The organism is Pseudomonas sp. PL-6 (genome assembly GCF_054110165.1).
In genome coordinates this window covers 4124643-4146880 of the sequence record NZ_CM134189.1, presented here as the reverse complement: position 1 = coordinate 4146880, position 22238 = coordinate 4124643, and the positions used below count along the sequence as shown (strand labels likewise).

The following is a 22238-nucleotide window of genomic DNA, read 5'->3' as shown; positions in this document are numbered from 1 at the left end:
TAATCTCGGCGCACCGTTGCGATAGCCACAGGGTGAAACGTGTCGCGGTATTTGACTCTGTGGTTATCGTTGGGCAATAGCGCCATCTGTCCAGTCCACCGCGCCTGCACAACCCTGCCAACAATGCCAGAATGCCCGCCTGATTCCCGGCTAGCCATTCCCGCATGAAAATCCTCAGCCTGCGCCTGAAGAACCTCAACTCGCTCAAGGGCGAGTGGAAGATCGATTTTTCCGCCGCGCCCTTCGCCGACAGCGGCCTGTTCGCCATCACCGGGCCCACCGGGGCGGGCAAGACCACGCTGCTCGACGCCATCTGCCTGGCCCTGTATCACCGCACGCCGCGCATGGGCACCTTGTCGGCCAGCGGCAACGAGCTGATGACCCGGCACACCGCCGACTGCCTGGCCGAGGTCGAGTTCGAGGTCAAGGGGCAGGGCTATCGCGCCTTCTGGAGCCAGCGCCGCGCGCGCGACAAGGTCGACGGCGCGCTGCAGGCGCCCAAGGTGGAGCTGGCGCGTATCGCCGGCGGCGAGATCCTCACCGACAAGATTCGCGAGAAGGAGAGCCTGACCGCCGAGCTCACCGGCCTGGACTTCGAGCGCTTCACCAAGTCCATGCTGCTGGCCCAGGGCGGTTTCGCCGCCTTTCTCGAGGCGGGCGCCAACCAGCGTGCCGAGTTGCTTGAGGAGCTGACCGGCACCGAGGTGTACGGGCGGATTTCGCAGCAGGTCTACGAGCGCACCAAGGCCGCCGAGCAGGCGCTGAACCTGCTGCAAAGCCGCGCCCAGGGCATGGAACTGCTCGACGAGGCGCAGCGCGGCGAATTGCAGGCCGAGCACCAGCGCCTGAGCCAGGAGGAAGCGCCGCTGCTGGCCCGGCAACAAAGCCTGCAGGCCCAGCGCCGCTGGCGCGAGGCCCTGCAACAGGCCGAGCAGCAGTGCCAGCAGGCGCAGCTGGGGCTGGAGCAGGCGCAGCAGGCTCAGGCGCAGGCGGCTGGCGAGCTGCAGCGGCTGGCCGCCAGCGAGCCGGCGGCGCGGCTGCAGCCGCTGTACCAGGGCTGGCAGCAGGCGCAGCAGGACAGGCAGCAGGCGCACGAGGGGCTGGACGAGCTGCAACGGCAGCAGCGCGGCAGTGCCGAGCGCGAGCGCCAGCAACTCTGGCTGGCCAGCCGCTATGCCGAGCAAGTCTTGAGTCTGCGCCAGGGCGAATTGCAGGCGCTGCTCGAACAACGGCAAAGCCTGCAGGCGCGCCTGAACGCTGCCCCGCAGCAGGCGCGGCTGGGTGAGTTGCTTGGCGGCTGGCGCGCGCAGTTCGACCAGCGCGGGCAGCTGCTCAGGGAGCAGCAGGCGCTGCAGACGCGCCTGGCGCAGGAGGCCGAGCAACTCGTCGCCCTGCAGCGTCAAGGTGAGGAGTTCTCGGCGCAGCATGAGCAAGCCGCCGCGCGCCTGGAGCAGGCGCGCGCCAGCGAAGCCCGGCAGCAGGGCGAGCTGCAGGCCTTGCTCGGCGACGGCGGCGAAGCCGGGCTGCGCGAGCGCTGGCAGCAGCTGCAGGTGCAGGGCAGGGCGCTGGATCGTCTGGAGCAGCTGGCGCAGACGCGCGAACGCCTGGCCGGGCAGCTCGCCGAGCTGAGCCCACGGCTGGCGCAGCTGCAGCACCAGCATGCCGGCAAGCAGGACGAAATCGGCGGCCTGCGCGAGCGCTACAAGCTGCTCAAGCAGCAGCTGGCCGACAAGGAAAAGCTGCTGGAGCAGGAACAGCGCATTCAGGATCTGGAGGCCTATCGCGCCCGCTTGCAGCCCGGCGAGGCCTGCCCGCTGTGCGGCTCGCACGAGCACCCGGCGGTCAGCCAGTACCAGGCGCTCGACGTCTCGGCCACGCGCCAGGCGCTGGAGCAGGGCCGCAACGACCTGGCGCAGCTGGAAAACCAGGGCGCCACCCTGCGCGACGAGCTGACCCGCCTGGCCACGCAGATCGCCCAGCTGCAGCAGCTGCTGGAACAGGCCCGCGAACAGGCCGCCCAGCTGGATGCGCAGTGGCAGCAGCAACTGGCCGAGCAGGCGTTGTCGCTGGCCGATGGCGCGGCCCTGGCCGAGCTGCAGCGCAGCCATGAACAGAGCCTGGCGCAAGTGCAGAGCCGGCTGGCCCAGGTCGAGAGCCGGCAGGCCGAACTGGCGCAGGCGCGCGGCGCCCGCGAGGTCGCCGAGCGGGCCCTGGCCGATACGCAGCAACGCCAGGCGCTGCTGGCGCGCGATCTGGACAACCTGCAGGCGCGCCGGGCCGAGCAGCAGGGGCGTCTGCAGCAGCTGGAGCGGGAGCTGCAGCGCCAGGGCCAGACCCTGCTGGCCAGCCTGGACGGCTTCGCCAACCAGTTGCCGGCCGATGGCGCCGCCTGGCTGGCCGAACAGCAAGGCGCCTGGCACGACTGGCAGCAGGCCCAGGCGCAGGATCAGCAGCTGCAGGAGCTGCAGCGCGAGGCGCAGCGCCTGCTCGCCGAAGCCGAGGCGCAGGCCGCTCAGTGGCGGCAGCGCTGGCAGGCCGCCGGCGCTTCGGCATTGGCCGAGCCCGAGCCTGCGGCGCAAGCCGAGCAGGCCCTGCACGATGCGGCCGCCAGCCTGGCCAGCGCCCAGCGCGAGGGCGATGCCCTGCGTGGCCGGGAGCAAAGCCAGCAGGCGCTGCTGCAGCAACTGCAGGCGCGCCTGAACGACGCCGAGCAGCGTTGGCAGCAGGCGCTGGCGGCCAGCCCCTTCGCCGACCTGCCGGCGTTTCTCGCCGCGCTGCTGGCCGAGGACGAACGCGAACGTCTCGCCGCCTTGCAGGCGCGACTGCAGCGCGCCCTGACCGAGGCCGCGACCCTGCTGGCCGCCGCCGAGGCGCAGCTGCAGCAGTTGCGCGCTGCGCCGCAGACCGAACTGGCGCTGGCCGAGCTGGACGCGCAGCTGCAGGCGCTGCAGCACGAAGTGCGCGCGCTGAGCCAGCGCCAGGGCGAACTGCGCGCGCAACTGCAGGCCGACGATGCGCGGCGCAGCAGCCAGCAGGCGCTGTTCGCCGAGATTGAAGCGCAGCAGAGCGAGCACGCCCTGTGGCAGCAGCTCAACGGCCTGATCGGTTCGGCCGACGGCGCCAAGTTCCGCAAGTTCGCCCAGGGCCTGACCCTCGATCACCTGATCCACCTGGCCAACCGCCAGTTGGCGCGCCTGCACGGCCGCTACCAGCTGGCGCGCAAGGGCAGCGGCGAGCTGGAGCTGGAGGTGCTCGACACCTGGCAGGCCGACGTGGCGCGCGACTGCCGCACCCTGTCCGGCGGCGAGAGTTTCCTGGTCAGCCTGGCGCTGGCCCTGGCGCTGTCGGATCTGGTCAGCCACAAGACCAGCATCGATTCGCTGTTTCTCGACGAGGGCTTCGGCACCCTGGACGGCGAGACCCTGGAGGTGGCGCTGGACGCGCTGGACAACCTCAACGCCAGCGGCAAGACCATCGGCGTGATCAGCCACGTCGAGGCGATGAAGGAGCGCATCCCGGTGCAGCTGCGCGTATACAAGGGCGTCGGCCTCGGCTACAGCCGGCTCGACGCGCGTTTTGCGGTGAAGGAAGGAGCATAGCGATGTTGATGCAAGCCAATGAGTCCACCCTGTTGCTGATCGACCTGCAGGAGCGCCTGCTGCCGGCCATCGACGGCGCCGCCGAGCTGGCCGAGCAGGCCGCCTGGCTGCTGCGTCTGGCGCAGCGCCTGCAGGTGCCGGTGATCGCCACCGAGCAGTACCCCAAGGGCCTGGGGCCGACCCTGGCGCCGCTGCGCGAACTGCTGCCGGCGGGCGTGGTGCGCGAGAAGATCCACTTTGCCGCCACGGCCGGCGCCGGGCTGTTCGACCTGCCCGGCGGCGCGCGTCGGCAGTTCGTGGTGATGGGCGCGGAAACCCACGTCTGCGTACTGCAGACGGTGCTCGGCCTGCTGGCCGCCGGGCGCGAGGTGTTCGTGGTGGACGAGGCGGTGGGTTCGCGCACGCCGCGCGACAAGGCCCTGGGCCTGGCGCGGATGCAGCGCGCCGGGGCGTCGATCGTCTCGCGCGAGATGGTCGCCTTCGAGTGGCTGGAGCAGGCCGGCAGCGAGCTGTTCCGCCAGGTCAGCCGCGAGTTTATCCGCTAGCGTTATCACGCGGCTTGCTGGGTTCCCGCCTGCGCGGGAATGACCAATCCAACTCCCGTCATCCCCGCGAAGGCGGGGATCCGCTCGTGTCGCGATACGAATGATCTGTCGCTTTCCGTGGCCGTGCGGAGGATGGATCACGCTTCGCCGATGCAGGGTTCTGGCGGATGTGAAAAGCGACATCCACGCCAGGGTCAGGGCCGTCCGTCCGCTGGCGGGGAAAGGGCCGGCAACTGTTCTACTGTGGTGGGGTATGCGCCGCGCGGGCGGCGCCCTTCACTCGCTACAGGAGCAGAAGCGATGGGCAAGAAGATCCTGGTGGTGCTGACCAGCGTGGCCAAGTATCCCAACCTCGACCGGGCCACCGGCCTGTGGCTGGGCGAGGCGGTGCATTTCGTCAAGAAACTGCAGGCGGACGGTCACACGGTGGACTACGTCAGCCCGTTGGGCGGCTATACGCCCATCGACCCGCACAGCCTGGCCATGGCCGAGCCGGTGGACTGGCAGTGGTATCAGGACAAGGCCTTTATGAACCGCCTCGGCACCACCCTGCGCCCGGATCAGGTCAAGGCCGAGGACTACGCCGCGATCTACTACGCCGGCGGCCACGGGGTGATCTGGGACTTCCCCGACAACGCCGCGCTGCAGGCGCTGGCGCGTGATATCTACGAGGCCGGCGGGGTGGTGTCCTCGGTCTGCCACGGCGCGGTGGGCCTGCTCAATATCAAGCTGTCCGACGGCGCGCTGCTGGTGGCTGGCAAGCGCGTCACCGGCTTCTCCAATACCGAGGAAAAGCTCGCCCAGCTGGATCAGCACGTGCCCTTTCTCACCGAGACCGAGCTGGTCCGGCGTGGCGCCCACTACGAGAAGGCGCCGGAGCCCTGGCTGCCGTTCGCCATCGCCGACCAGCGCCTGATCACCGGGCAGAACCCGGCCTCCGGCGGGCCGGTGGCCGATCTGGTGCTGGCCGAGCTGCAGCAGGGGGCGGCGCCCGAGGGCATGGTCGGGGCCTGAGGCGCCCCCATTCCCTTGTCCCGCCGCTGGCGCTAGAGTGCGCCGCTACTGCCACACAGGCAGGGCGGCGCACTGGGCGGAGCGGGCATGACGATCACTTCCTGGCTGGTTATCGGCCTGTTCTTTTTCACCTACCTGGGCATGGCCGCCGGCGGCGTGCGCGGGCTGCGCATCGACCGCAGCTGGATCGCCGGCTGTGCCGCGGTGCTGTTGCTGGTCAGCGGCGCGCTGAGCATGGACGAGGCGGCGCGGCACCTGGATGCCGGGGCGTTGCTGCTGCTGCTGGCGCTGATGCTGATTTCCGCGCAGTTCGACTTCTCCGGGGTGTACGCCTGGCTCAACCAGTACCTGACCCACCATGCCCGGCGCCCGGCGCTGCTGCTGGCCGGGGTGGTGCTGCTCGGCGGGCTGCTCTCGGCGCTGCTGGTCAACGATATCGTCGCCTTCGCCCTGACCCCGCTGCTGTGCCACAGCCTGCAGCTGCGCGGCCTCGACCCGCGGCCGTTTCTCCTGGCCCTGGCGCTGTCGTGCAACGCCGGCTCGGCCGCCAGCCTGATCGGCAACCCGCAGAACATCCTCATCGGCCAGGCCGGCGGCCTGGATTTCTGGGGCTACCTGGCCCTGGCCGCACCGGTGGCGCTGCTGGCCATGGCCATCGTCTACGCCGTGCTCTGGCTGCAGTGGCGGGGGCGCTGGGGCACGCCGCAGCCGCTGCCGGCGGAGGAAACCCCGGCGGCGCGCATCTACGGCGCGCACAGCTACCTCAAGCCGCTGGCGGCCAGCCTGGCGCTGCTGGCGCTGTTCGCCACGGCGCTGCCGCGCGAGCTGTCGGCGTTGCTGGTGGCGGCGCTGGTGATGGTGTCGCGGCGGGTGGACAGCCGCGACTACGTGCACAAGGTGGACTGGAACCTGCTGCTGCTGTTCGCCGGGCTGTTTCTGGTCAGCGGCGCGGCGCTGGAGTTGCCGGAGCTGGCCGGCGCCGGCCACTGGCTCGCCGAACAGGGGTTGTTGCCGCAGGGTGTGTGGGCGCTGGCCTCGGCTTCGCTGCTGGCCAGCAACCTGATCGGCAACGTGCCCTTCGTGGTGCTGCTGCTGGGCCTGCTGCCGGAACTGTCGGAGCCGGTGCTGGTGGGCCTGGCGCTGATGTCGACCCTGGCCGGCAACCTGCTGCTGATCGGCAGCGTGGTCAACCTGATCGTCGCCGAGGGCGCGAAGCGCCAGGGCGTGCGCATCGGCTTCGTCGACTATGCCCGCAGCGGCGTGCCGGTGACCCTGCTGAGCATGGCCGCGGCCGGCTTGTGGCTGGGCCTGGGCGGCTGGTTGCCCTGGTAGGTGGCTTGATGCGCCCGGAGCCCGCTAGGGGATAGCGCGTAGGGGGCGCCGGGCGCACCAGCAGCTCTCACCGCCAACGGGTTTGCCGCCAGGCGCTGCGCTGCTCGGCATCCTTGAAGGTCCAGGCCACCAGGCGGCTCTGCTTCTGGCCCTGGGCCATGCCCAGCACCCGCACCTCACAGGCGCCAGCCTTGGCCAGCCAGCCTTGCAGCAGTTCGACGTTGCCGCCCTTGGACACCAGGCTGCTGAACCACAGCAGCTGTTCGGCCACCTGCGCGCTCTCGCTGGCCATGCGCTTGAGGAAGGCCGCCTCGCCGCCCGGGCACCACAGCTCGGCGGCCTGGCCGCCGAAGTTGAGCACCGGCAGCTTGCGCTTGGGGTCGAGCTTGCCGAGGTTGCGCCACTTGCGCGTGCTGCCGCGGCTGGCGTCGTCGGCGCTGGCGTGGAAGGGCGGGTTGCACAGGCTCAGGTCGAAACGCTCGCCGGGCTGCAGCAGGCCCTGGAAGATGTGTTCGGCATTGGCCTGCTGGCGCAGCTCGACGGCGCCGCTCAGCTGCGGGTTGGCGGCGACTATGGCGCACGCCGAGGCCAGCGCCTCGGCGGCGATATCGGCGCCGGTGAAGTGCCAGCCGTATTCGCAGTGGCCGATCAGCGGGTAGATGCAGTTGGCGCCGACGCCGATATCCAGGGCGCGGATGGCGCCGCCACGCGGGATCTGCCCGGCATTTTCGCTGGCCAGCAGATCGGCGAGGTTGTGCAGGTAGTCGGCGCGCCCGGGGATCGGCGGGCACAGGTAGCCGTCGGGAATGTCCCAGTGCTCGATGCCGTAGAACTGCTTGAGCAGGGCGCGGTTGAATACTTTCACGGCGGCCGGATCGGCGAAGTCGATGCTCGGCTTGCCGTAGGGGTTGGCGATGACGAAGCGGCCCAGATCGGGGCTGAGCTGGATCAGCGCGGGAAAGTCGTAATGGCCCTGGTGGCGGTTGCGCGGGTGCAGCTGGCCCTTGGCCGGAGCGGTCTTGACGGCGGGCGGGGCGGGCTTGCGCGGGCGTTTCGGCGGCTGGGGCATGGCGGGCATCTGGCGGGTCGGGGCGCGGGATTTTCCCACAGCCAGGCCTGGCGCGCAGCCGCGGCGTCTCGCGCCTCTGCGCGGCTGAAGCCGCTTCTACGGGCGCGTACGGTGTACCGCATGCCCCTGCAGGGTGTCGCGGGGCCGCCCAGGCCGTGCGCACCGCAGAAGTTCAGAGCGGAAAGATCAGCGGTACCAGCAGCACGCTGACGACCATCACCAGCAGGGTGAAGGGCACGCCGATGCGCACGAAGTCGCCGAAGCGGTACTGGCCGGGGCCGAGCACCAGGGTGTTGACCGGCGAGGAGATCGGCGTCATGAACGCCGCCGAGGCGGCCAGCGCCACGGTCATGGCGAAGGGCAGCGGCGAGGCGTCCAGCGCCTGCGCGGTGGCGATGGCCACCGGCGCCATCAGCACCGCGGTGGCGGTGTTGGAGATGAACAGGCCGATCAGCGCGGTCAGGGTGAACAGGCTGGTGAGGATCAGGTAGGGCCCGGCGCCGCCCAGGCCGCCGACCAGCAGCTGGACCGCCAGCTCGATGCCGCCGGTCTGCTGCAGGGCCTGGGCGAAGGGCAGCATGCCGACGATCAGGATCAGCGTCGGCCAGTGGATGGCGCGGTAGGCGCTGTCCAGATCGATGCAGCGAAACGCGCCCAGCAGCAGGCAGGCGATCAGTGCGGCCAGCACGTTGGGCACCAGGCCGGAAACCATCAGCGCCACCATCACCGCCAGGCTGAGCAGGGCGTAGGGTGCCTTGCGCGCGGCCGGCGCCACCTCGGCCACTTCCGCCGGCAGGCTGAGCACCAGGAAATCGCGGCTCTGTGCCTGCAGGCGGTGGATGTCCTTCCACTCGCCGGCCACCAGCAGGCAGTCCGAGGCCTTGAGCTTCTCGTCCACCAGCAGGCCTTCTAGGGCCCGGCCCTGGCGGCGCAGGCCGACCACGTTGAGCTTGTGCCGCGAGCGAAAGCCCAGTTCCTGGATGGTCTTGCCCGGCAGCTGCGACTCCGGCGGCAGCGCCACCTCGGCCAGGCCCAGCTGGTGGGCGTGCAGGCTGAAGTAGGAGTGCGGCAGCGGCATGGGTTCCAGGCCGAGTGCCTGGTAGCTGCCGAGCAGGCCGATGGCGGGGCTGGCGATGTCCACCAGCAGCACGTCGCCGGGCTCCAGCTGGGTGTTGCCGCTGGCCACCAGCAGCAGGGTGCGCAGGCGTCGGCGACGCTCGACGGCGATCACGTTGATGCCGTAGTCGCGGCGCAGTGCCAGCTCGTTGAGCACCTGGTTGGCCAGCGGCGAGTCGGAGCGCAGTTGCAGGCGCCGCTCGCGGCCGTTCAGGCGGTAGCGTTCGGCCAGGTCGGCGAGGGTCAGGCGTGGCGGCTCATCGCCCTTGCCGGCCGCGCTGCGCGCCAGCCAGCGCCGCGCCAGCAGCATGTAGCCGATACCGAGCAGCAGCACGGCCAGGCCGATGGGGGTGAAGTCGAAGAAGGAAAAACCGTCCAGGCCGGCGCGGCGCAGTTCGGCGTGCACCACCAGGTTGGGTGGGGTGGCCACCAGGGTGAGCATGCCGCTGATCAGCCCGGCGAAGGCCAGCGGCATCATCAGCCGCGCCGGGGCGATGCGCAGGCGTGCGGCGACGCCGAGCACCACCGGAATGAAGATCGCCACCACGCCGGTGGAGCTCATCACCGAGCCGAGGCCGGCCACCGTCAGCATCAGCAGGATCAACAGGCGCGTCTCGCTGCTGCCGGCCCTGGCCACCAGCCAGTCGCCGAGGCGGTAGGCGATGCCGGTGCGCACCAGGCCGTCGCCGATGACGAACAGCGCGGCGATCAGGATCACGTTGGCGTCGCTGAAGCCGGCCAGGCTCTGTTGCAGGTCGAGCACGCCGCTCAGCGGCAGGGCGACCAGCACCAGCAGGGCGACCACGTCCATGCGCGGCTTGCCGATGACGAAGAGGGTGACGGCGCCGGCCAGCAGGCCCAGCACCCACAGAAGATCCGGATTCATCGCAACTCCCTAACGCCTGCTCACAACCTGCTGCGCGTCGGCCCTGCTGCGTTGAAAACAGGCTCGGAGTGCTCATTTACCACAAGTAAACTGCGCCTCCTCTCCTGTTTTCGCCTTGCAGGAACCTAGCTCGCTAGGCTGTGAGCAGGCTCTAAATGCTGGCGAGTATTTCAGGGATAACCGAGGGTGGTCTTGATCTGTTGCAGGTTAGCGGCGATCCAGCGCTTGTCGAAGGGGCCCCAGTCGCGGATCAGGTAGTGTCCGGCGTTGTTGCGCTCGCCCGCGTTCTGCTCGAACTGGCAGTCGATATCCAGTTCGGCGAGCGCCGCCAGGGTGTCCTGGGCGGTGCGCCGCGGCATGCCGGTGGCGGCCATCAGCGCCGGCACGCTGGTGGCCTGGCCGCTGTCGATCAGCCAGGCGACGTAGAGGCGGCGGTAGAAGCTGGTGCGGGTCTTGCTCACGTCCATGTGCGGCGCTCCCTGTTACAGGCTGGCGATGGCGATATAGGTGGCGGCGCCGGCCAGGTAGCCGATAAAGGCCAGGCCGGTGATCTTCTTCAGATACCAGATGAAGTTGATCTTTTCCATGCCCATGGCCGCCACCCCGGCCGCCGAGCCGATGATCAGGCAGCTGCCGCCGGTGCCGGCGCAGTAGGCGAGCATTTCCCAGAAGTTGCCGTTGACCACGAAGTTGCGCAGCCAGGGCAGTTCGCTGGCGGCGGCGGTGGCCAGGGTTTCCGGGCTGACCAGCGGGTACATCTTCATCGCACCGGCGACCATCGGCACGTTGTCCACCACCGCCGACAGCATGCCGATGGAGATGGCGATGCTGTAGACGTTGCCCAGGCTGTCCTTGAGGTAGGTGGCGACCTGGATCAGGTGCCCGGCGCTGGACAGCGCCGACACCGCCAGCAGGATGCCGAGGAAGAACAGCACGCTGGTGATGTCGATGCGGCGCAGTACGCCGACCACCGACAGCGGGTCCTTGTCCTCGCTGTTCTTGCTGCGGTGGATGATTTCGGTGGTCACCCACAGCAGGCCGAGGCCGAAGAGGATGCCCATGTACGGCGGCAGGTGGGTGATGGTCTTGAACACCGGGACGAAGATCAGCGCGCCTAGCCCTAAGCAGAACACCAGGTTGCGCTCGAACGGGGTGGTCGGGTCGCGACGGCTTTCGGCGCTTTCCTTGAGCCGCGGCGGGGTGACCTCGCCCTTGAGCACGAAGCTCATGAGGATCAGCGGCACCAGCAGGCAGACCAGGCTGGGCAGGAACAGCTTGGCGATGATGCCGGTGGCGGTGACCTGCTCGCCGATCCACAGCATGGTGGTGGTGACGTCGCCGATGGGCGACCAGGCGCCGCCGGAGTTGGCGGCGATCACCACGATGCCGGCGTAGAACCAGCGCTCGTGCTGGTCGGCGATCAGCTTGCGCAGCAGCGAGATCATCACGATGGTGGTGGCCAGGTTGTCCAGCGCGGCGGAGAGGAAGAAGGTGATCAGCCCCACCAGCCACAGCAGGTGCACGCGCTTGGTGGTGCGGATGCGGTCGGTGATCACCTTGAAGCCTTCGTGGGCGTCGATCAGCTCGACTATGGTCATGGCGCCCATGAGGAAGAACAGGATCTCGGAGATCTCGCCCAGGTGGTGGCGCAGTTCCTCGACCACGTGATGGGTGTTGGTGCTGGCGCCGGCGGTACCGGTACCCAGCAGCGGCAGGATGCTGTCGGCGCCCAGTACCAGGATGGTCCAGGCGACCACGGCGGTGAGCAGCGCGGAGGCCGCCTTGTCGATCTTTAACGGGTGCTCCAGTGCGATGCACAGGTAGCCGAGGACAAAGACGAGTGCCATCAACGCATACATGTTCGGGGGTTCCGTTCTGATTTTTATTGGTCGGGAAGTGCCGGAGGCTGTAGCCAGGCGGCTGAAGATGCCTGAAACAATTGGAAAAAGGGAAGGCTTTTATGGCGAAAAGGGGCAAACAGCAGCAGCGTTTTGCGACCTGATGAGGCGTCCCGGGACGGCACGGCGCTCGCCCCGGTGGCTAGCGCGGATGCCTAGCCGAGCGCTTGCGGCTTGGGTGGCGCGATATAGGCCAGGGCGATGGCCAGCAGCGGCATGATCAGGTTGAAGAAGCAGTAGGGCAGGTAGCTCAGGGTGGCCACGCCGAGGGTGGCGGCCATGTAGGCGCCGCAGGTGTTCCAGGGCACCAGCACCGAGGTCAGGGTGCCGCCGTCTTCCAGGGCGCGCGACAGGCTGGTCGGCGGCAGGCCGCGCTTCTCGTACTCGGCGCGGTACATGCGCCCCGGCAGCACCAGGGCGATGTACTGGTCGGCGGTGATGACGTTGGTGCCGATGCTGGTGGTGATGGTGCTGGCGACCAGACCGCTGTCGCTGCGTACCAGGCGCAGCGCGCTGTGCAGCAGGCGCTGGAGCAGGCCGAGGCGCTCCAGCACACCGCCGAAGCACATGGCGCAGATGATCAGCCACACGGTGGTGAGCATGCTGGCCATACCGCCCTTGGACAGCAGGCCGTCCAGCTCGGCGTTGCCGCTGGCCGACTGATAGCCGGCGAACAGCGCGCTCCATACCGTCTTCAGCGGCGCCAGGGCGCCGGCCGCCGGATCGGCCAGGCGGCTCATCACTTCGGGTTGGAACAGCACGGCGAACAGCGCGCCGAGCAGGGCGGCGAGAAACACCGCGGGGAAGGCCGCCCACTGGCGCACCGCGAGCAGCAGCAGAAAGGCCACCGGCAGCAGCAGGTGCCAGCCCAGACTGAACTGCGTTTCCAGCGCCGCCAGCACCTCGGCGATGCGCCCGGTGTCGTGGCTGGCGCCGGCCTGCTGGCCGAGCACGAAGAAGATCGCCAGGGCGATCAGCAGCGCCGGTAGCGTGGTGCGCAGCATGTTGCGGATATGCGCGAACAGCTCGGCGCCGGCGGCGGCCGGGGCCAGGTTGGTGGTGTCCGACAGCGGCGACAGCTTGTCGCCGAAGTAGGCGCCGGAAATGATCGCCCCCGCGGTGATCGCCGGATCCAGACCCAGACCCGCGGCCACGCCCATCAGGCCGATGCCGAGGGTGCCGGCCACCGTCCAGGAGCTGCCGATCGACAGCGCGGTGAGCGCGCAGATCAGGCAACTGGTGAGGTAGAAGTACTCGGCGCTGATTAGCTTGAGGCCGAGCCAGATCATGGTCGGCACGGTGCCGGCGAGAATCCAGGTGCCGATCAGCGCACCGACCGCCAGCAGGATCAGGTTGGCCTTCATCGCCATATGGATGCCGGCGAGTATGCCTTCCTCGATCTCGGTCCAGCGCAGGCCGTTCTTCAGGCCGACCAGGCCGGCGACGAAGGCGGCGCTCATCAGGGCGATCTGGTTCGGCCCGCTGGAGGAGCCGTCGCCGAACAGGTAGACGGAAAGGCCGAGCAGCAGCACCAGCACGCCGATCGGCAGCAGCGCGTCGAGTAGGGAAGGGGAGCGGGCAGTCATGGGTGTACCGGTCAATCGATGAAACGGAGGCCGAGTCGGGCCTCTGCAGAAAAAACAAAACCCGCGCCGGTTAGGGCGCGGGCCTGTGGGGATTGCGCTGGGATCAGAGCGCGGCGATCTTGCCGCGCTGCTCCACCAGCTTGCTCAGCGCCTGCTCGGCCTCGGCCAGCTTGGCGCGTTCCTTGTCCAGCACTTCGGCCGGCGCCTTGGCGACGAAGCCCTCGTTGGCGAGTTTGCCGCCGACGCGCTGCACCTCGCCCTGCAGGCGGGCGATTTCCTTGTCCAGGCGCGCCAGCTCGGCGTCCTTGTCGATCAGCCCGGCCATCGGCACCAGCACCTGCATCTCGCCGACCAGGGCGGTGGCGGACATCGGCGCCTCTTCACCGGCGGCCAGTACACGCACCGATTCCAGCTTGGCCAGCTTGTTCAGCAGCGGCTCGAAGTCGGCCAGGCGGCGCAGGTCGGAGGCCGCGGCGTTTTGCACGATGATGTCGATGCGCTTGGCCATGGAGATCTTCATCTCGCCACGGATCTGGCGCACGCCGAGCATCAGCTGCTTGACCCACTCGATATCGGCCTCGGCGGCGGCGTCGATGCGCTCCTCGGCGGCGACCGGCCAGGGCTGCAGCATCAGGGTGGCGCCGTCCTTGCCGGCCAGGGCCTTGATGCGCTGCCAGATTTCTTCGGTGATGAAGGGCATGAACGGATGGGCCAGGCGCAGGATCACTTCCAGCACGCGCACCAGGGTGCGGCGGGTGCCACGCTGGCGCTCGATCGGGGCGTTCTCGTCCCACAGCACCGGCTTGACCAGTTCCAGGTACCAGGCGCAGTACTCGTCCCAGATGAACTCATACAAGGCTTGTGCCGCCATGTCGAAGCGGAAGGCGTCGAGGTGGCGGGTCACGTCCTGCTCGCAGCGCTGCAGCGCGGAAATGATCCAGCGGTCGACCGGCGACAGATCCACAGGCTCGCCATTGACGCCGGTGTCCTGGCCATCGGTGTTCTCGATGACGAAGTTGGCGGCGTTCCACAGCTTGTTGCAGAAGTTGCGGTAGCCCTCGACGCGGCCCATGTCGAACTTGATGTCACGACCGGTGGAGGCCAGCGCCAGGTTGGTGAAGCGCAGGGCGTCGGTGCCGTAGGCGGCGATGCCGTCGGGGAACTCGGCGCGGGTCTGCTTGGCGATCTTCTCGGCCAGCTTGGGCTGCATCATGCCGCTGGTGCGTTTTTCCAGCAGCTCGTCCAGGCTGATGCCGTCGACTATGTCCAGCGGGTCGAGCACGTTGCCCTTGGACTTGGACATCTTCTGCCCCTGGCCGTCGCGCACCAGGCCGTGCACGTACACGGTCTTGAACGGGATCTGCCCGGTCAGGTGGGTCGACAGCATGATCATCCGCGCGACCCAGAAGAAGATGATATCGAAGCCGGTGACCAGCACGTCCGTGGGGTGGAAGGTCTTGAGGAAATCGGTCTGCTCGGGCCAGCCGAGGGTGGAGAAGGTCCACAGGCCGGAGCTGAACCAGGTGTCCAGCACGTCCTCGTCCTGGCGCAGGGCGGCATCGCCGAGGTTGTGCTTGGCGCGCACCTCCGCCTCGTCGCGGCCGACGTAGACGTTGCCGGCCTCGTCGTACCAGGCCGGGATGCGGTGGCCCCACCACAGCTGCCGGCTGATGCACCAGTCCTGGATGTCGCGCATCCAGCTGAAGTACATGTTCTCGTACTGCTTGGGCACGAACTGGATCTCGCCGCTCTCGACCACGGCGATGGCTTTCTCCGCCAGCGGCTTGGTGGAGACGTACCACTGGTCGGTCAGCCAGGGCTCGATCACGGTGCCGGAGCGGTCGCCCTTTGGCACTTTCAGGGCGTGGTCTTCGATCTTCTCCAAGAGGCCTGCGGCTTCGAAGGCGGCGACGATGCGCTTGCGCGCCTCGAAGCGGTCCAGGCCGGCGTATTCGGCCGGCAGGCTGCCATCGACCCCGGTGTTGACGCTGCCGTCGATATTGAATACCTGGGCGCGCGCCAGTACGGCGGCGTCGGCATCGAAGATATTGATCAGCGGCAGGTCGTGGCGCTTGCCCACTTCGTAGTCGTTGAAGTCGTGCGCCGGAGTGATCTTCACGCAGCCTGTACCGAACTCGGGGTCGCAGTAGTCGTCGGCGATGATCGGGATGCGCCGGCCCACCAGCGGCAGTTCGACGAAGCTGCCGATCAGCGCCTTGTAGCGCTCGTCCTCCGGGTGCACGGCCACGGCGGCGTCGCCGAGCATGGTTTCCGGGCGGGTGGTGGCGACGATCAGATGATCCTTGCCGTCGGCGGTCTTCTTGCCGTCGGCCAGCGGGTAGCGCAGGTTCCACAGGTGGCCCTTCTCGTCGTGGTTTTCCACTTCGAGGTCGGAAATGGCGGTGTGGAACTTGGTGTCCCAGTTGACCAGACGCTTGCCGCGGTAGATCAGGCCATCCTGGTGCAGGCGCACGAAGGCCTCTTTAACGGCTTCGGACAGGCCCTCGTCCATGGTGAAGCGCTCGCGCGACCAGTCCACCGAGCTGCCCAGGCGGCGGATCTGCCGGGTGATGGTGCCGCCGGACTGTTCCTTCCACTCCCAGACCTTCTCCAGGAATTTCTCGCGGCCCAGGTCGTGGCGGCCGATGCCCTCGGCGGCCAGCTGGCGCTCCACCACCATCTGGGTGGCGATGCCCGCGTGGTCGGTGCCCGGCTGCCACAGGGTGTTGCGGCCCTGCATGCGGCGGAAGCGGATCAGGCAGTCCATGATCGAGTTGTTGAAGCCGTGGCCCATGTGCAGGCTGCCGGTGACGTTCGGCGGCGGGATCATGATGCAGTACGGCTCACCGCTACCCTGTGGGGCGAAGTAGTTGTTCTGCTCCCAGGTCTGGTACCAGTTGGATTCGATGGCGTGCGGCTGGTAGGTCTTGTCCATGCGCGGCGGGACCCTTGTGACGGCTGATCGGAAAAGCCGGCAAGTATAACGGGGATGGGCCTTGCGGCGTAAGGGCAGCGCGTCAGCGAGCGGTAGCGGGGGCCGCGCCAGAGGCGTTAGGGGCAGGTCAGGGTTTGCGCGGCGGCAGCAGGCGCGGCAGGCGGGCTTCCAGGCGGCGCTTGAGTTCGGCCTCGATCTGCGGCACGAAATCGTCGATCACGTCCTGCAGGATCAGTTGCGCGGCGGCGCGCAGTTCGCCGTCCAGGCGCTGCAGGTCGCGGGCGCTGTCTTGCAGGCGCGGCTCCAGGCTGGCGCGCAGCGTGGCGCTGCTGGCAGCGGCCGACGGGCCGCTGGGCGGCGCGGCGATATTGAAGGGTGGCGGCGGGCCGGGCGGCGCGCTGACGATATCCGAGAGCACCGGGATGCTGTCCGGGTCGAGCGAATCGATCAGCAGCGGCGGCTCGAGGCTTTCGTCGCCCAGCAGTTCGCGGATCGACTCGAGGTCGTTGAGCAGTTGGGTCGGCTTGTGCGGGGGCTTGTCCATGGGGCGACGCGCTTTACAGTTCTACGCGCTTGGGATCATACCCGCGCTGGCGATAGGTACGGAAATTCTCGCGACAGGCGTCGAGTAGATCCGGCTGTTGGTTGACGATCTCGATGATCCGCGCGAAGCGTTCGACATGCGGCGACAGGCTGCTGCCGAGGTTGATCAGCACGCCCTGCTCGAAGCCCGGCGCCTCGTCCAGGCCCAGGGTCACCGGCGACTGCGAGGCATTGCGGTGCAGGTCGTGAGGCACGAAGCGCTCGGCCTTGAACGCCCACAGCAACTGGTCCAGCGCCTCGCACTGCGCCGCGTCGCCGCCGCGGACGAACACCGGCAGGCCGGCGCTCCAGGCCTTCAGCGCCAGTTGGCAGGCGGCACGCAGGCGGCCTTCGGCGTCGCTGGAGGAGAGGACGTAGAACTCGATACGCATGAGGGGCTCGGTGAACGCTATGGGTGGCTGGGGGGCTTGAGTCGCCAATGTGCTCGGCGGCCTTGGCTTCAGGCCGCCGGGCGGAGCGCTGTGCGCTCCTCGTCGGGCTTCGCTGCGCTCAGCGCCAGCCTACGCGCGATCCAGCAGGTACTGGGTCAGCAACGGCACTGGGCGGCCGGTGGCGCCCTTGTCCTTGCCGCCGCTGATCCAGGCGGTGCCGGCGATATCCAGGTGCGCCCAGTGATAGTTCTTGGCGAAGCGCGACAGGAAGCAGCCGGCGGTGATGGTGCCGGCCTTGGGCCCGCCGATATTGGCGATGTCGGCGAAGGGGCTGTCCAGCTGCTCCTGGTATTCGTCGTACAGCGGCAGCTGCCAGGCGCGGTCGTCGGCCTGCTCGCCGGCCTTGAGGATCTGCTTGATCAGCGCCTCGTTGTTGCCCATCAGGCCGGAGACGTTGCTGCCCAGGGCGACGATGCAGGCGCCGGTGAGGGTGGCGATGTCGATCACCGCCTGCGGCTTGAAGCGCTCGGCGTAGGTCAGGGTGTCGCACAGCACCAGGCGGCCTTCGGCGTCGGTGTTGAGGATCTCCACGGTCTGCCCGCTCATGCTGGTGACGATATCGCCGGGGCGAGTGGCGCGGCCGCTGGGCATGTTCTCGGCGCAGGCCAGCAGGCACACCAGGTTGATCGGCAGTTGCAGCTCGAGCACCGCCTTGAGGGTGCCGAACACGCTGGCGGCGCCGCACATGTCGTACTTCATTTCGTCCATGCCGGCCGCCGGCTTGATGCTGATGCCGCCGGTGTCGAAGGTGATGCCCTTGCCGACCAGGGCGAAGGGTTTGTCGTCCTTCTTGCCGCCCTGGTAGTGCATGACGATCATCCGCGGCGGCTGCTCGCTGCCCTGGGCCACGGCGAGGAAGGCGCCGGCGCCGAGCTCCTTGAGCTTCTTCTCGTCGAGGATGTCCACCTTGAGGTTCTTGTGCGCCTTGCCCAGGGCCTTGGCCTCTTCGGCCAGGTAGCTGGGGTGGCAGAGGTTCGGCGGCAGGTTGCCGAGGTTCTTGGTCAGGGCCATGCCGCTGGCGATGGCGCGGGCGTGCTGCGCGCCGCGCTCGACCGCGGCCAGTTCGGCCTTGTCGGCGATCAGGGTGATCTTCTTCAGCGCGCGGGCATCGGCCTTCTGGCTCTTGAACTGCTCGAACAGGTAGTCGCCGTCGGCCAGGGTTTCCACGATCAGGCGCGCCTTGCCGTAGGCGTCGCGCCCCTTGACCTTGAGCTCGCCGAGGGCCAGCACGGCGTCGCTGCCGCCGAGGCCCTTGAGCACGCCCTGCAGGCTTGCAACCAATTTGCGCAACTGACGGTCGGATAGATCGCCCTTGCCGCTGCCCACCAGCAGCACGCGCTCGGCCTTGAGCCCCGGCAGGCTGTGCAGTAGCAGGGTCTGGCCCGGCTTGCCGGCGATGTCGCCACGCTTGAGCACGGCGGAGAGGGCACCGCCGCTGGCCGCGTCGACGGCCTTGGCGGCTTCGCCCAGCTTGCGGCCTTCGCCGATGGCCAGCACCAGGGTGGCGGTCTTCAGGGTTTCCGGACGGGTGCTTTTGACGAGGAATTCCATATGAGCTGTCCCCAAGACAAAGAGTCGGGTTTGGCGGATAATGCCCGCTATTTTTTCGAGGGCCCACCGCAAGGCGGGCCGGCAAAGGTGCGGCTAGTGTGAGCGTTCGCGCCCGAGCCTGACAACCCTGGAGCGTCCGGTTTGATCGTCTTCCGTTATCTGTCCCGCGAAGTGCTGGTAACCCTCAGTGCGGTGAGCGCCGTGCTGCTGGTGATCATCATGAGCGGCCGTTTCATCAAGTACCTGGCGCAGGCCGCGCAGGGGGCGCTGGACCCCGGCGTGCTGTTTCTGATCATGGGGTACCGGATTCCCGGCTTCCTCCAGTTGATCCTGCCATTGGGCCTGTTCCTCGGTTTCCTCCTGGCCTATGGCCGCCTCTATCTCGACAGCGAAATGACCGTGCTCTCGGCCACCGGCGTCAGCCAGCAGCGGCTGACCGCCTACAGTATGGCGCCGGCGCTGATCGTCGCCCTGCTGGCCGGCTGGTTGAGCATGGGCCTGGCGCCGCAGGGGGTGGCCGAGGTGTCGCGCATTCTCAACGAACAGGATGCCCTGACCGAGCTGGACACCCTGGTGCCGGGGCGCTTCCAGTCGATGAAGGACGGCTCGCGGGTGACCTATTCGCAGGAGCTGTCGGCCGACCGCAGCGAGTTGCGCGGGGTGTTCATGTCGGAGAAGCGCTTCTCCGCCGACGGTCGATCCGAACGCGGCATCACCGTGCTGGTGGCCGAGAGCGGGCGCCAGGAAATCCAGGCCGACGGCAGTCGCTACCTGATCCTGGAGAACGGCTACCGCTACGACGGCGAGCCGGGCGAAGCCGATTACCGCGCCATCCAGTACGACACCTACGGCGTGCTGCTGCCCAAGCCGGAGGTGGCCATCGAGGCCAGCGAGCGCGAGGCGATGCCGACCCGCGAGCTGCTGGGCAGCGATGATCCGCGCCTGCAGGCCGAACTGCAGTGGCGCCTGTCGATTCCGCTGCTGGTGTTTGTGGTCACCCTGCTGGCGGTACCGCTGTCGAAGGTCAACCCGCGCCAGGGGCGCTTCCTCAAGCTGTTGCCGGCAATCTTCCTGTATATGGCCTATCTGGGCATGCTGATCGCCGCCCGCGGCGCGCTGGACAAGGGCAAGCTGCCGCCCGGGCTGGGGCTGTGGTGGGTGCATGGCATCTTCCTGGCGATCGGTGTGCTGCTGCTGTACTGGGAACAATTGAGCCTGTGGTGGGCCGGCCGCCGCGCTGCGGCAGTGGAGGTGGCCCATGGCTAAGCTGGATAGGTACATCGGCACCCAGGTATTCCTGGCCATTCTCGCGGTGCTGGGCATCATCCTCGGCCTGGCCCTGCTGTTCGCCTTCATCGACGAGCTGGGCGACCTCAACAAGGGCGATTACGGCGTCGGCCAGGCGCTCTGGTACGTGCTGCTGACTGCGCCGCGGCGTGCCTACGAGATGCTGCCGATGGCGGCGCTGATCGGCTGCCTGATCGGCCTCGGCAGCCTGGCCAGCAACAGCGAGCTGACCATCATGCGCGCCGCCGGGGTGTCCATCGGCCGCATCGTCTGGGCCGTGATGAAGCCCATGCTGGTGCTGATGCTGGCCGGCATTCTGGTCGGCGAGTACGTCGCACCGCTGACCGAGAACCAGGCCCAGGCCGACCGCGCCCTGGCCCAGGGCGGTGGCGCCGCGCAGAGCTCCAAGCGCGGCATGTGGCACCGCCAGGGGCAGGAGTACGTGCATATCAACGCCGTGCAACCCAATGGCCTGCTGCTCGGGGTGACCCGCTACCGCTTCGACGACGAACGGCGCATGCAGTCCGCCAGCTTCGCCCGGCGCGCCGAGCACCGCGGCGATCACTGGGTGTTGCGCAACGTGCAGACCACTCACTTCCGCGAAGGCGCCACCGAGGTGGTCAAGAGTCCCGAGGAGCGCTGGGACATCGAATTGAGCCCGCAACTGCTCAGCACCGTGGTGATGGAGCCCGAGTCGCTGTCGGTCAGCGGCCTGTGGCAGTACATCCACTACCTGGGCGAGCAGGGCCTGAACAACGCCCGCTACTGGCTGGCGTTCTGGAGCAAGGTGCTGCAGCCGCTGGTGACCGGCGCGCTGGTGTTGATGGCGATTTCCTTCATCTTCGGCCCGCTGCGCTCGGTGACCCTGGGGCAGCGGGTGTTCACCGGCGTGCTGGTGGGCTTCGTGTTCCGCATCGCCCAGGACCTGCTCGGGCCGTCCAGTCTGGTGTTCGGCTTCTCGCCGCTGCTGGCGGTGCTGGTGCCGGCGGGGATCTGCGCGCTGGCCGGGGTGTGGCTGCTGAGGCGTGCGGGCTGAGCTGCGCGTGCGCATGAAAAAGCCGGCTATCAGAGCCGGCTTTTTTCTGCCTGCGCCGCGCTACTTCTTGTGGATATTCTTCGGCAGCTGCACCACGCGGCTGTCGGAGTAAATGTCGTGCCAGGTGCGGCCCTGTTTGTCCCACAGCATCCAGAGAAAACCGAGGCCGGCGAACAGCCAGGAGCCGATGGCGACCACGAAGCGCAGCAGCGCCTGCCACAGGTCGATGGCGCTGCCGTCGGCGTTCTGGATGCGCAGGCCCCAGGCCTGCATGCCCAGGGTCTGGCCGTTGTGGGTCCAGAACTTGGCGAAGAAGGCGAACAGGCTGAGCAGCACCAGGCTGGCCAGGATCGGGTCGTTGTCCAGGGCGCCGGCTTCGGCCATGGCCAGCAGGGTCTCGCTGCCGTGGATCAGGCGCAGGATGCCCTGCTGATAGATCAGGGTGACCACCATGATCAGCGCGACGCAGAGCAGGAAGTCGTAGAAGATCGCCGCCAGGCGACGGATCAGGCCGGCAGTGGGGAAGTCCCCCTGCGGGCGCAGCTGGTGTCTCGGCATGATGGGCTCGCTGTGACGATAGGGCGCGCCATTCTAACCGCGACTTTTCCACAGGCATAAAAAAACCCCCGATGCAGCATCAGGGGTTCTTCAAAGCAGCGGCGATCAGCCCAGGATCTGAACCTGGTCGGCCTGCATGCCTTTTTGACCTTGCACAGCGACGAAGCTGACTTTCTGACCTTCTTTCAGGCTCTTGAAACCATTGCCTTCGATCGCGCGGAAGTGCACGAACAGATCCGGACCGCTCTCGGGAGTGATAAAACCAAAACCTTTCTCGTCGTTAAACCACTTGACGGTACCGTTCTGACGATTCGACATGTCTTTTTCCTTGAAACTAGAGTTGATGACAGCCTCTAACTATAGAGGGCTGAGACTGGTTGCAAGGAGTAATAGAAGTCGAGCGGGATGTAGCGGATCTTGATGATCTACTGCACCAGGTCACGATTCACAGCGACCCATGCAAACAGTGCAATCACTCTACGCTAACTTTTGCGCAATTGCCAACCCCCGCCGGCGCGGCTGTTGGCCAGGTTTTACGGGGCTCGCCGAGGGGCTGGGAAAGTGCAGTTGCAGCACTTGCGCGGCGCGGCGCGAAGTCCCTGGCGCGGGCATGAAAAAGCCCGCAAGACCAAGGTCTTGCGGGCTCTAAGCTGGTGCCCCGGGGGAGACTCGAACTCCCACTCCTTTCGAAAACGGATTTTGAATCCGCCGCGTCTACCGATTCCGCCACCGGGGCACGATGGCGGCGCAGTATAGGGATGCCTCAGATCCCGGTCAATCGGCGTGCGTGGC

At 67.9% G+C, this 22238-nt stretch carries 17 protein-coding genes and 1 tRNA gene; 6 read left to right on the top strand and 12 right to left on the bottom strand.

Annotated features, from left to right (window positions below; genetic code table 11):
- Nucleotides 1-164: 164 nt before the first annotated feature.
- The 4 genes from ACW9UL_RS17930 to ACW9UL_RS17915 all read left to right on the top strand — a co-directional run bounded on the left by ACW9UL_RS17930 (nucleotide 165) and on the right by ACW9UL_RS17915 (nucleotide 6490).
- Complete coding sequence (locus tag ACW9UL_RS17930; protein WP_457787841.1) at nucleotides 165-3599, top strand: AAA family ATPase; 3435 nt, start codon at nucleotides 165-167, stop codon at nucleotides 3597-3599.
- Between the two features lie 2 nt (nucleotides 3600-3601).
- Nucleotides 3602-4144 (top strand): isochorismatase family protein, encoded by a 543-nt coding sequence (locus tag ACW9UL_RS17925; RefSeq protein ID WP_457787840.1) that lies wholly within the window; start codon nucleotides 3602-3604, stop codon nucleotides 4142-4144.
- Between the two features lie 300 nt (nucleotides 4145-4444).
- Nucleotides 4445-5158: a type 1 glutamine amidotransferase domain-containing protein gene (locus ACW9UL_RS17920; protein ID WP_457787839.1), complete on the top strand. Its 714-nt coding sequence runs from the start codon at nucleotides 4445-4447 to the stop codon at nucleotides 5156-5158.
- An 87-nt stretch (nucleotides 5159-5245) separates the two neighbouring features.
- Nucleotides 5246-6490, top strand: a complete 1245-nt coding sequence (locus tag ACW9UL_RS17915; RefSeq protein ID WP_457787838.1) for an SLC13 family permease — start codon at nucleotides 5246-5248, stop codon at nucleotides 6488-6490.
- A gap of 67 nt (nucleotides 6491-6557) precedes the next feature.
- Here ACW9UL_RS17915 and rlmF read toward each other — a convergent pair whose 3' ends face one another.
- The 9 genes from rlmF to ACW9UL_RS17870 all read right to left on the bottom strand — a co-directional run bounded on the left by rlmF (nucleotide 6558) and on the right by ACW9UL_RS17870 (nucleotide 18565).
- A complete protein-coding gene (gene rlmF / locus ACW9UL_RS17910; RefSeq protein ID WP_457787837.1) occupies nucleotides 6558-7559 on the bottom strand; it encodes a 23S rRNA (adenine(1618)-N(6))-methyltransferase RlmF in 1002 nt (333 codons plus the stop codon).
- A 172-nt stretch (nucleotides 7560-7731) separates the two neighbouring features.
- Nucleotides 7732-9561, bottom strand: coding sequence for an SLC13 family permease (locus ACW9UL_RS17905; protein ID WP_457787836.1), 1830 nt, complete (start codon nucleotides 9559-9561; stop codon nucleotides 7732-7734).
- Between the two features lie 170 nt (nucleotides 9562-9731).
- A complete protein-coding gene (locus ACW9UL_RS17900) occupies nucleotides 9732-10028 on the bottom strand; it encodes a winged helix-turn-helix domain-containing protein (protein WP_021443321.1) in 297 nt (98 codons plus the stop codon).
- A 15-nt stretch (nucleotides 10029-10043) separates the two neighbouring features.
- Nucleotides 10044-11420 carry a sodium:proton antiporter NhaD gene (nhaD, locus tag ACW9UL_RS17895; protein ID WP_021443322.1) on the bottom strand — a complete coding sequence of 459 codons (1377 nt, stop codon included), beginning with the start codon at nucleotides 11418-11420 and terminating at the stop codon, nucleotides 10044-10046.
- 194 nt (nucleotides 11421-11614) lie between these two features.
- Nucleotides 11615-13045, bottom strand: coding sequence for a Na+/H+ antiporter NhaC (gene nhaC, locus ACW9UL_RS17890; RefSeq protein ID WP_457787835.1), 1431 nt, complete (start codon nucleotides 13043-13045; stop codon nucleotides 11615-11617).
- A 103-nt stretch (nucleotides 13046-13148) separates the two neighbouring features.
- Nucleotides 13149-15980 carry a valine--tRNA ligase gene (locus tag ACW9UL_RS17885; protein WP_457787834.1) on the bottom strand — a complete coding sequence of 944 codons (2832 nt, stop codon included), beginning with the start codon at nucleotides 15978-15980 and terminating at the stop codon, nucleotides 13149-13151.
- 127 nt (nucleotides 15981-16107) lie between these two features.
- Complete coding sequence (locus ACW9UL_RS17880; protein WP_457787833.1) at nucleotides 16108-16524, bottom strand: DNA polymerase III subunit chi; 417 nt, start codon at nucleotides 16522-16524, stop codon at nucleotides 16108-16110.
- Between the two features lie 13 nt (nucleotides 16525-16537).
- The gene (locus ACW9UL_RS17875; protein WP_457787832.1) at nucleotides 16538-16954 is read right to left on the bottom strand and encodes a DNA polymerase III subunit chi; all 417 of its coding nucleotides are present in this window, start codon (nucleotides 16952-16954) and stop codon (nucleotides 16538-16540) included.
- Nucleotides 16955-17083: 129 nt separating this feature from the next.
- Entirely contained in the window at nucleotides 17084-18565 is a 1482-nt protein-coding gene (locus ACW9UL_RS17870; RefSeq protein WP_457787831.1) for a leucyl aminopeptidase, read from the bottom strand.
- A gap of 141 nt (nucleotides 18566-18706) precedes the next feature.
- Between ACW9UL_RS17870 and lptF the strand changes: the two genes are divergently transcribed.
- Both lptF and lptG read left to right on the top strand, forming a co-directional pair.
- Nucleotides 18707-19831: an LPS export ABC transporter permease LptF gene (gene lptF, locus ACW9UL_RS17865; protein ID WP_457787830.1), complete on the top strand. Its 1125-nt coding sequence runs from the start codon at nucleotides 18707-18709 to the stop codon at nucleotides 19829-19831.
- Nucleotides 19824-20888 (top strand): LPS export ABC transporter permease LptG, encoded by a 1065-nt coding sequence (lptG, locus tag ACW9UL_RS17860; protein WP_021442063.1) that lies wholly within the window; start codon nucleotides 19824-19826, stop codon nucleotides 20886-20888. The genes lptF and lptG overlap by 8 nt, the downstream gene beginning before the upstream one ends.
- A gap of 60 nt (nucleotides 20889-20948) precedes the next feature.
- On the opposite strand, the gene ACW9UL_RS17855 is transcribed toward lptG, so the two are convergent.
- The 3 genes from ACW9UL_RS17855 to ACW9UL_RS17845 form a co-directional block, all read right to left on the bottom strand.
- Nucleotides 20949-21446, bottom strand: coding sequence for an RDD family protein (locus ACW9UL_RS17855; RefSeq protein ID WP_397498561.1), 498 nt, complete (start codon nucleotides 21444-21446; stop codon nucleotides 20949-20951).
- A 105-nt stretch (nucleotides 21447-21551) separates the two neighbouring features.
- The gene (locus ACW9UL_RS17850) at nucleotides 21552-21764 is read right to left on the bottom strand and encodes a cold-shock protein (RefSeq protein ID WP_003298189.1); all 213 of its coding nucleotides are present in this window, start codon (nucleotides 21762-21764) and stop codon (nucleotides 21552-21554) included.
- A 333-nt stretch (nucleotides 21765-22097) separates the two neighbouring features.
- Nucleotides 22098-22182 (bottom strand) — tRNA-Leu (locus tag ACW9UL_RS17845).
- Nucleotides 22183-22238: the final 56 nt, after the last annotated feature.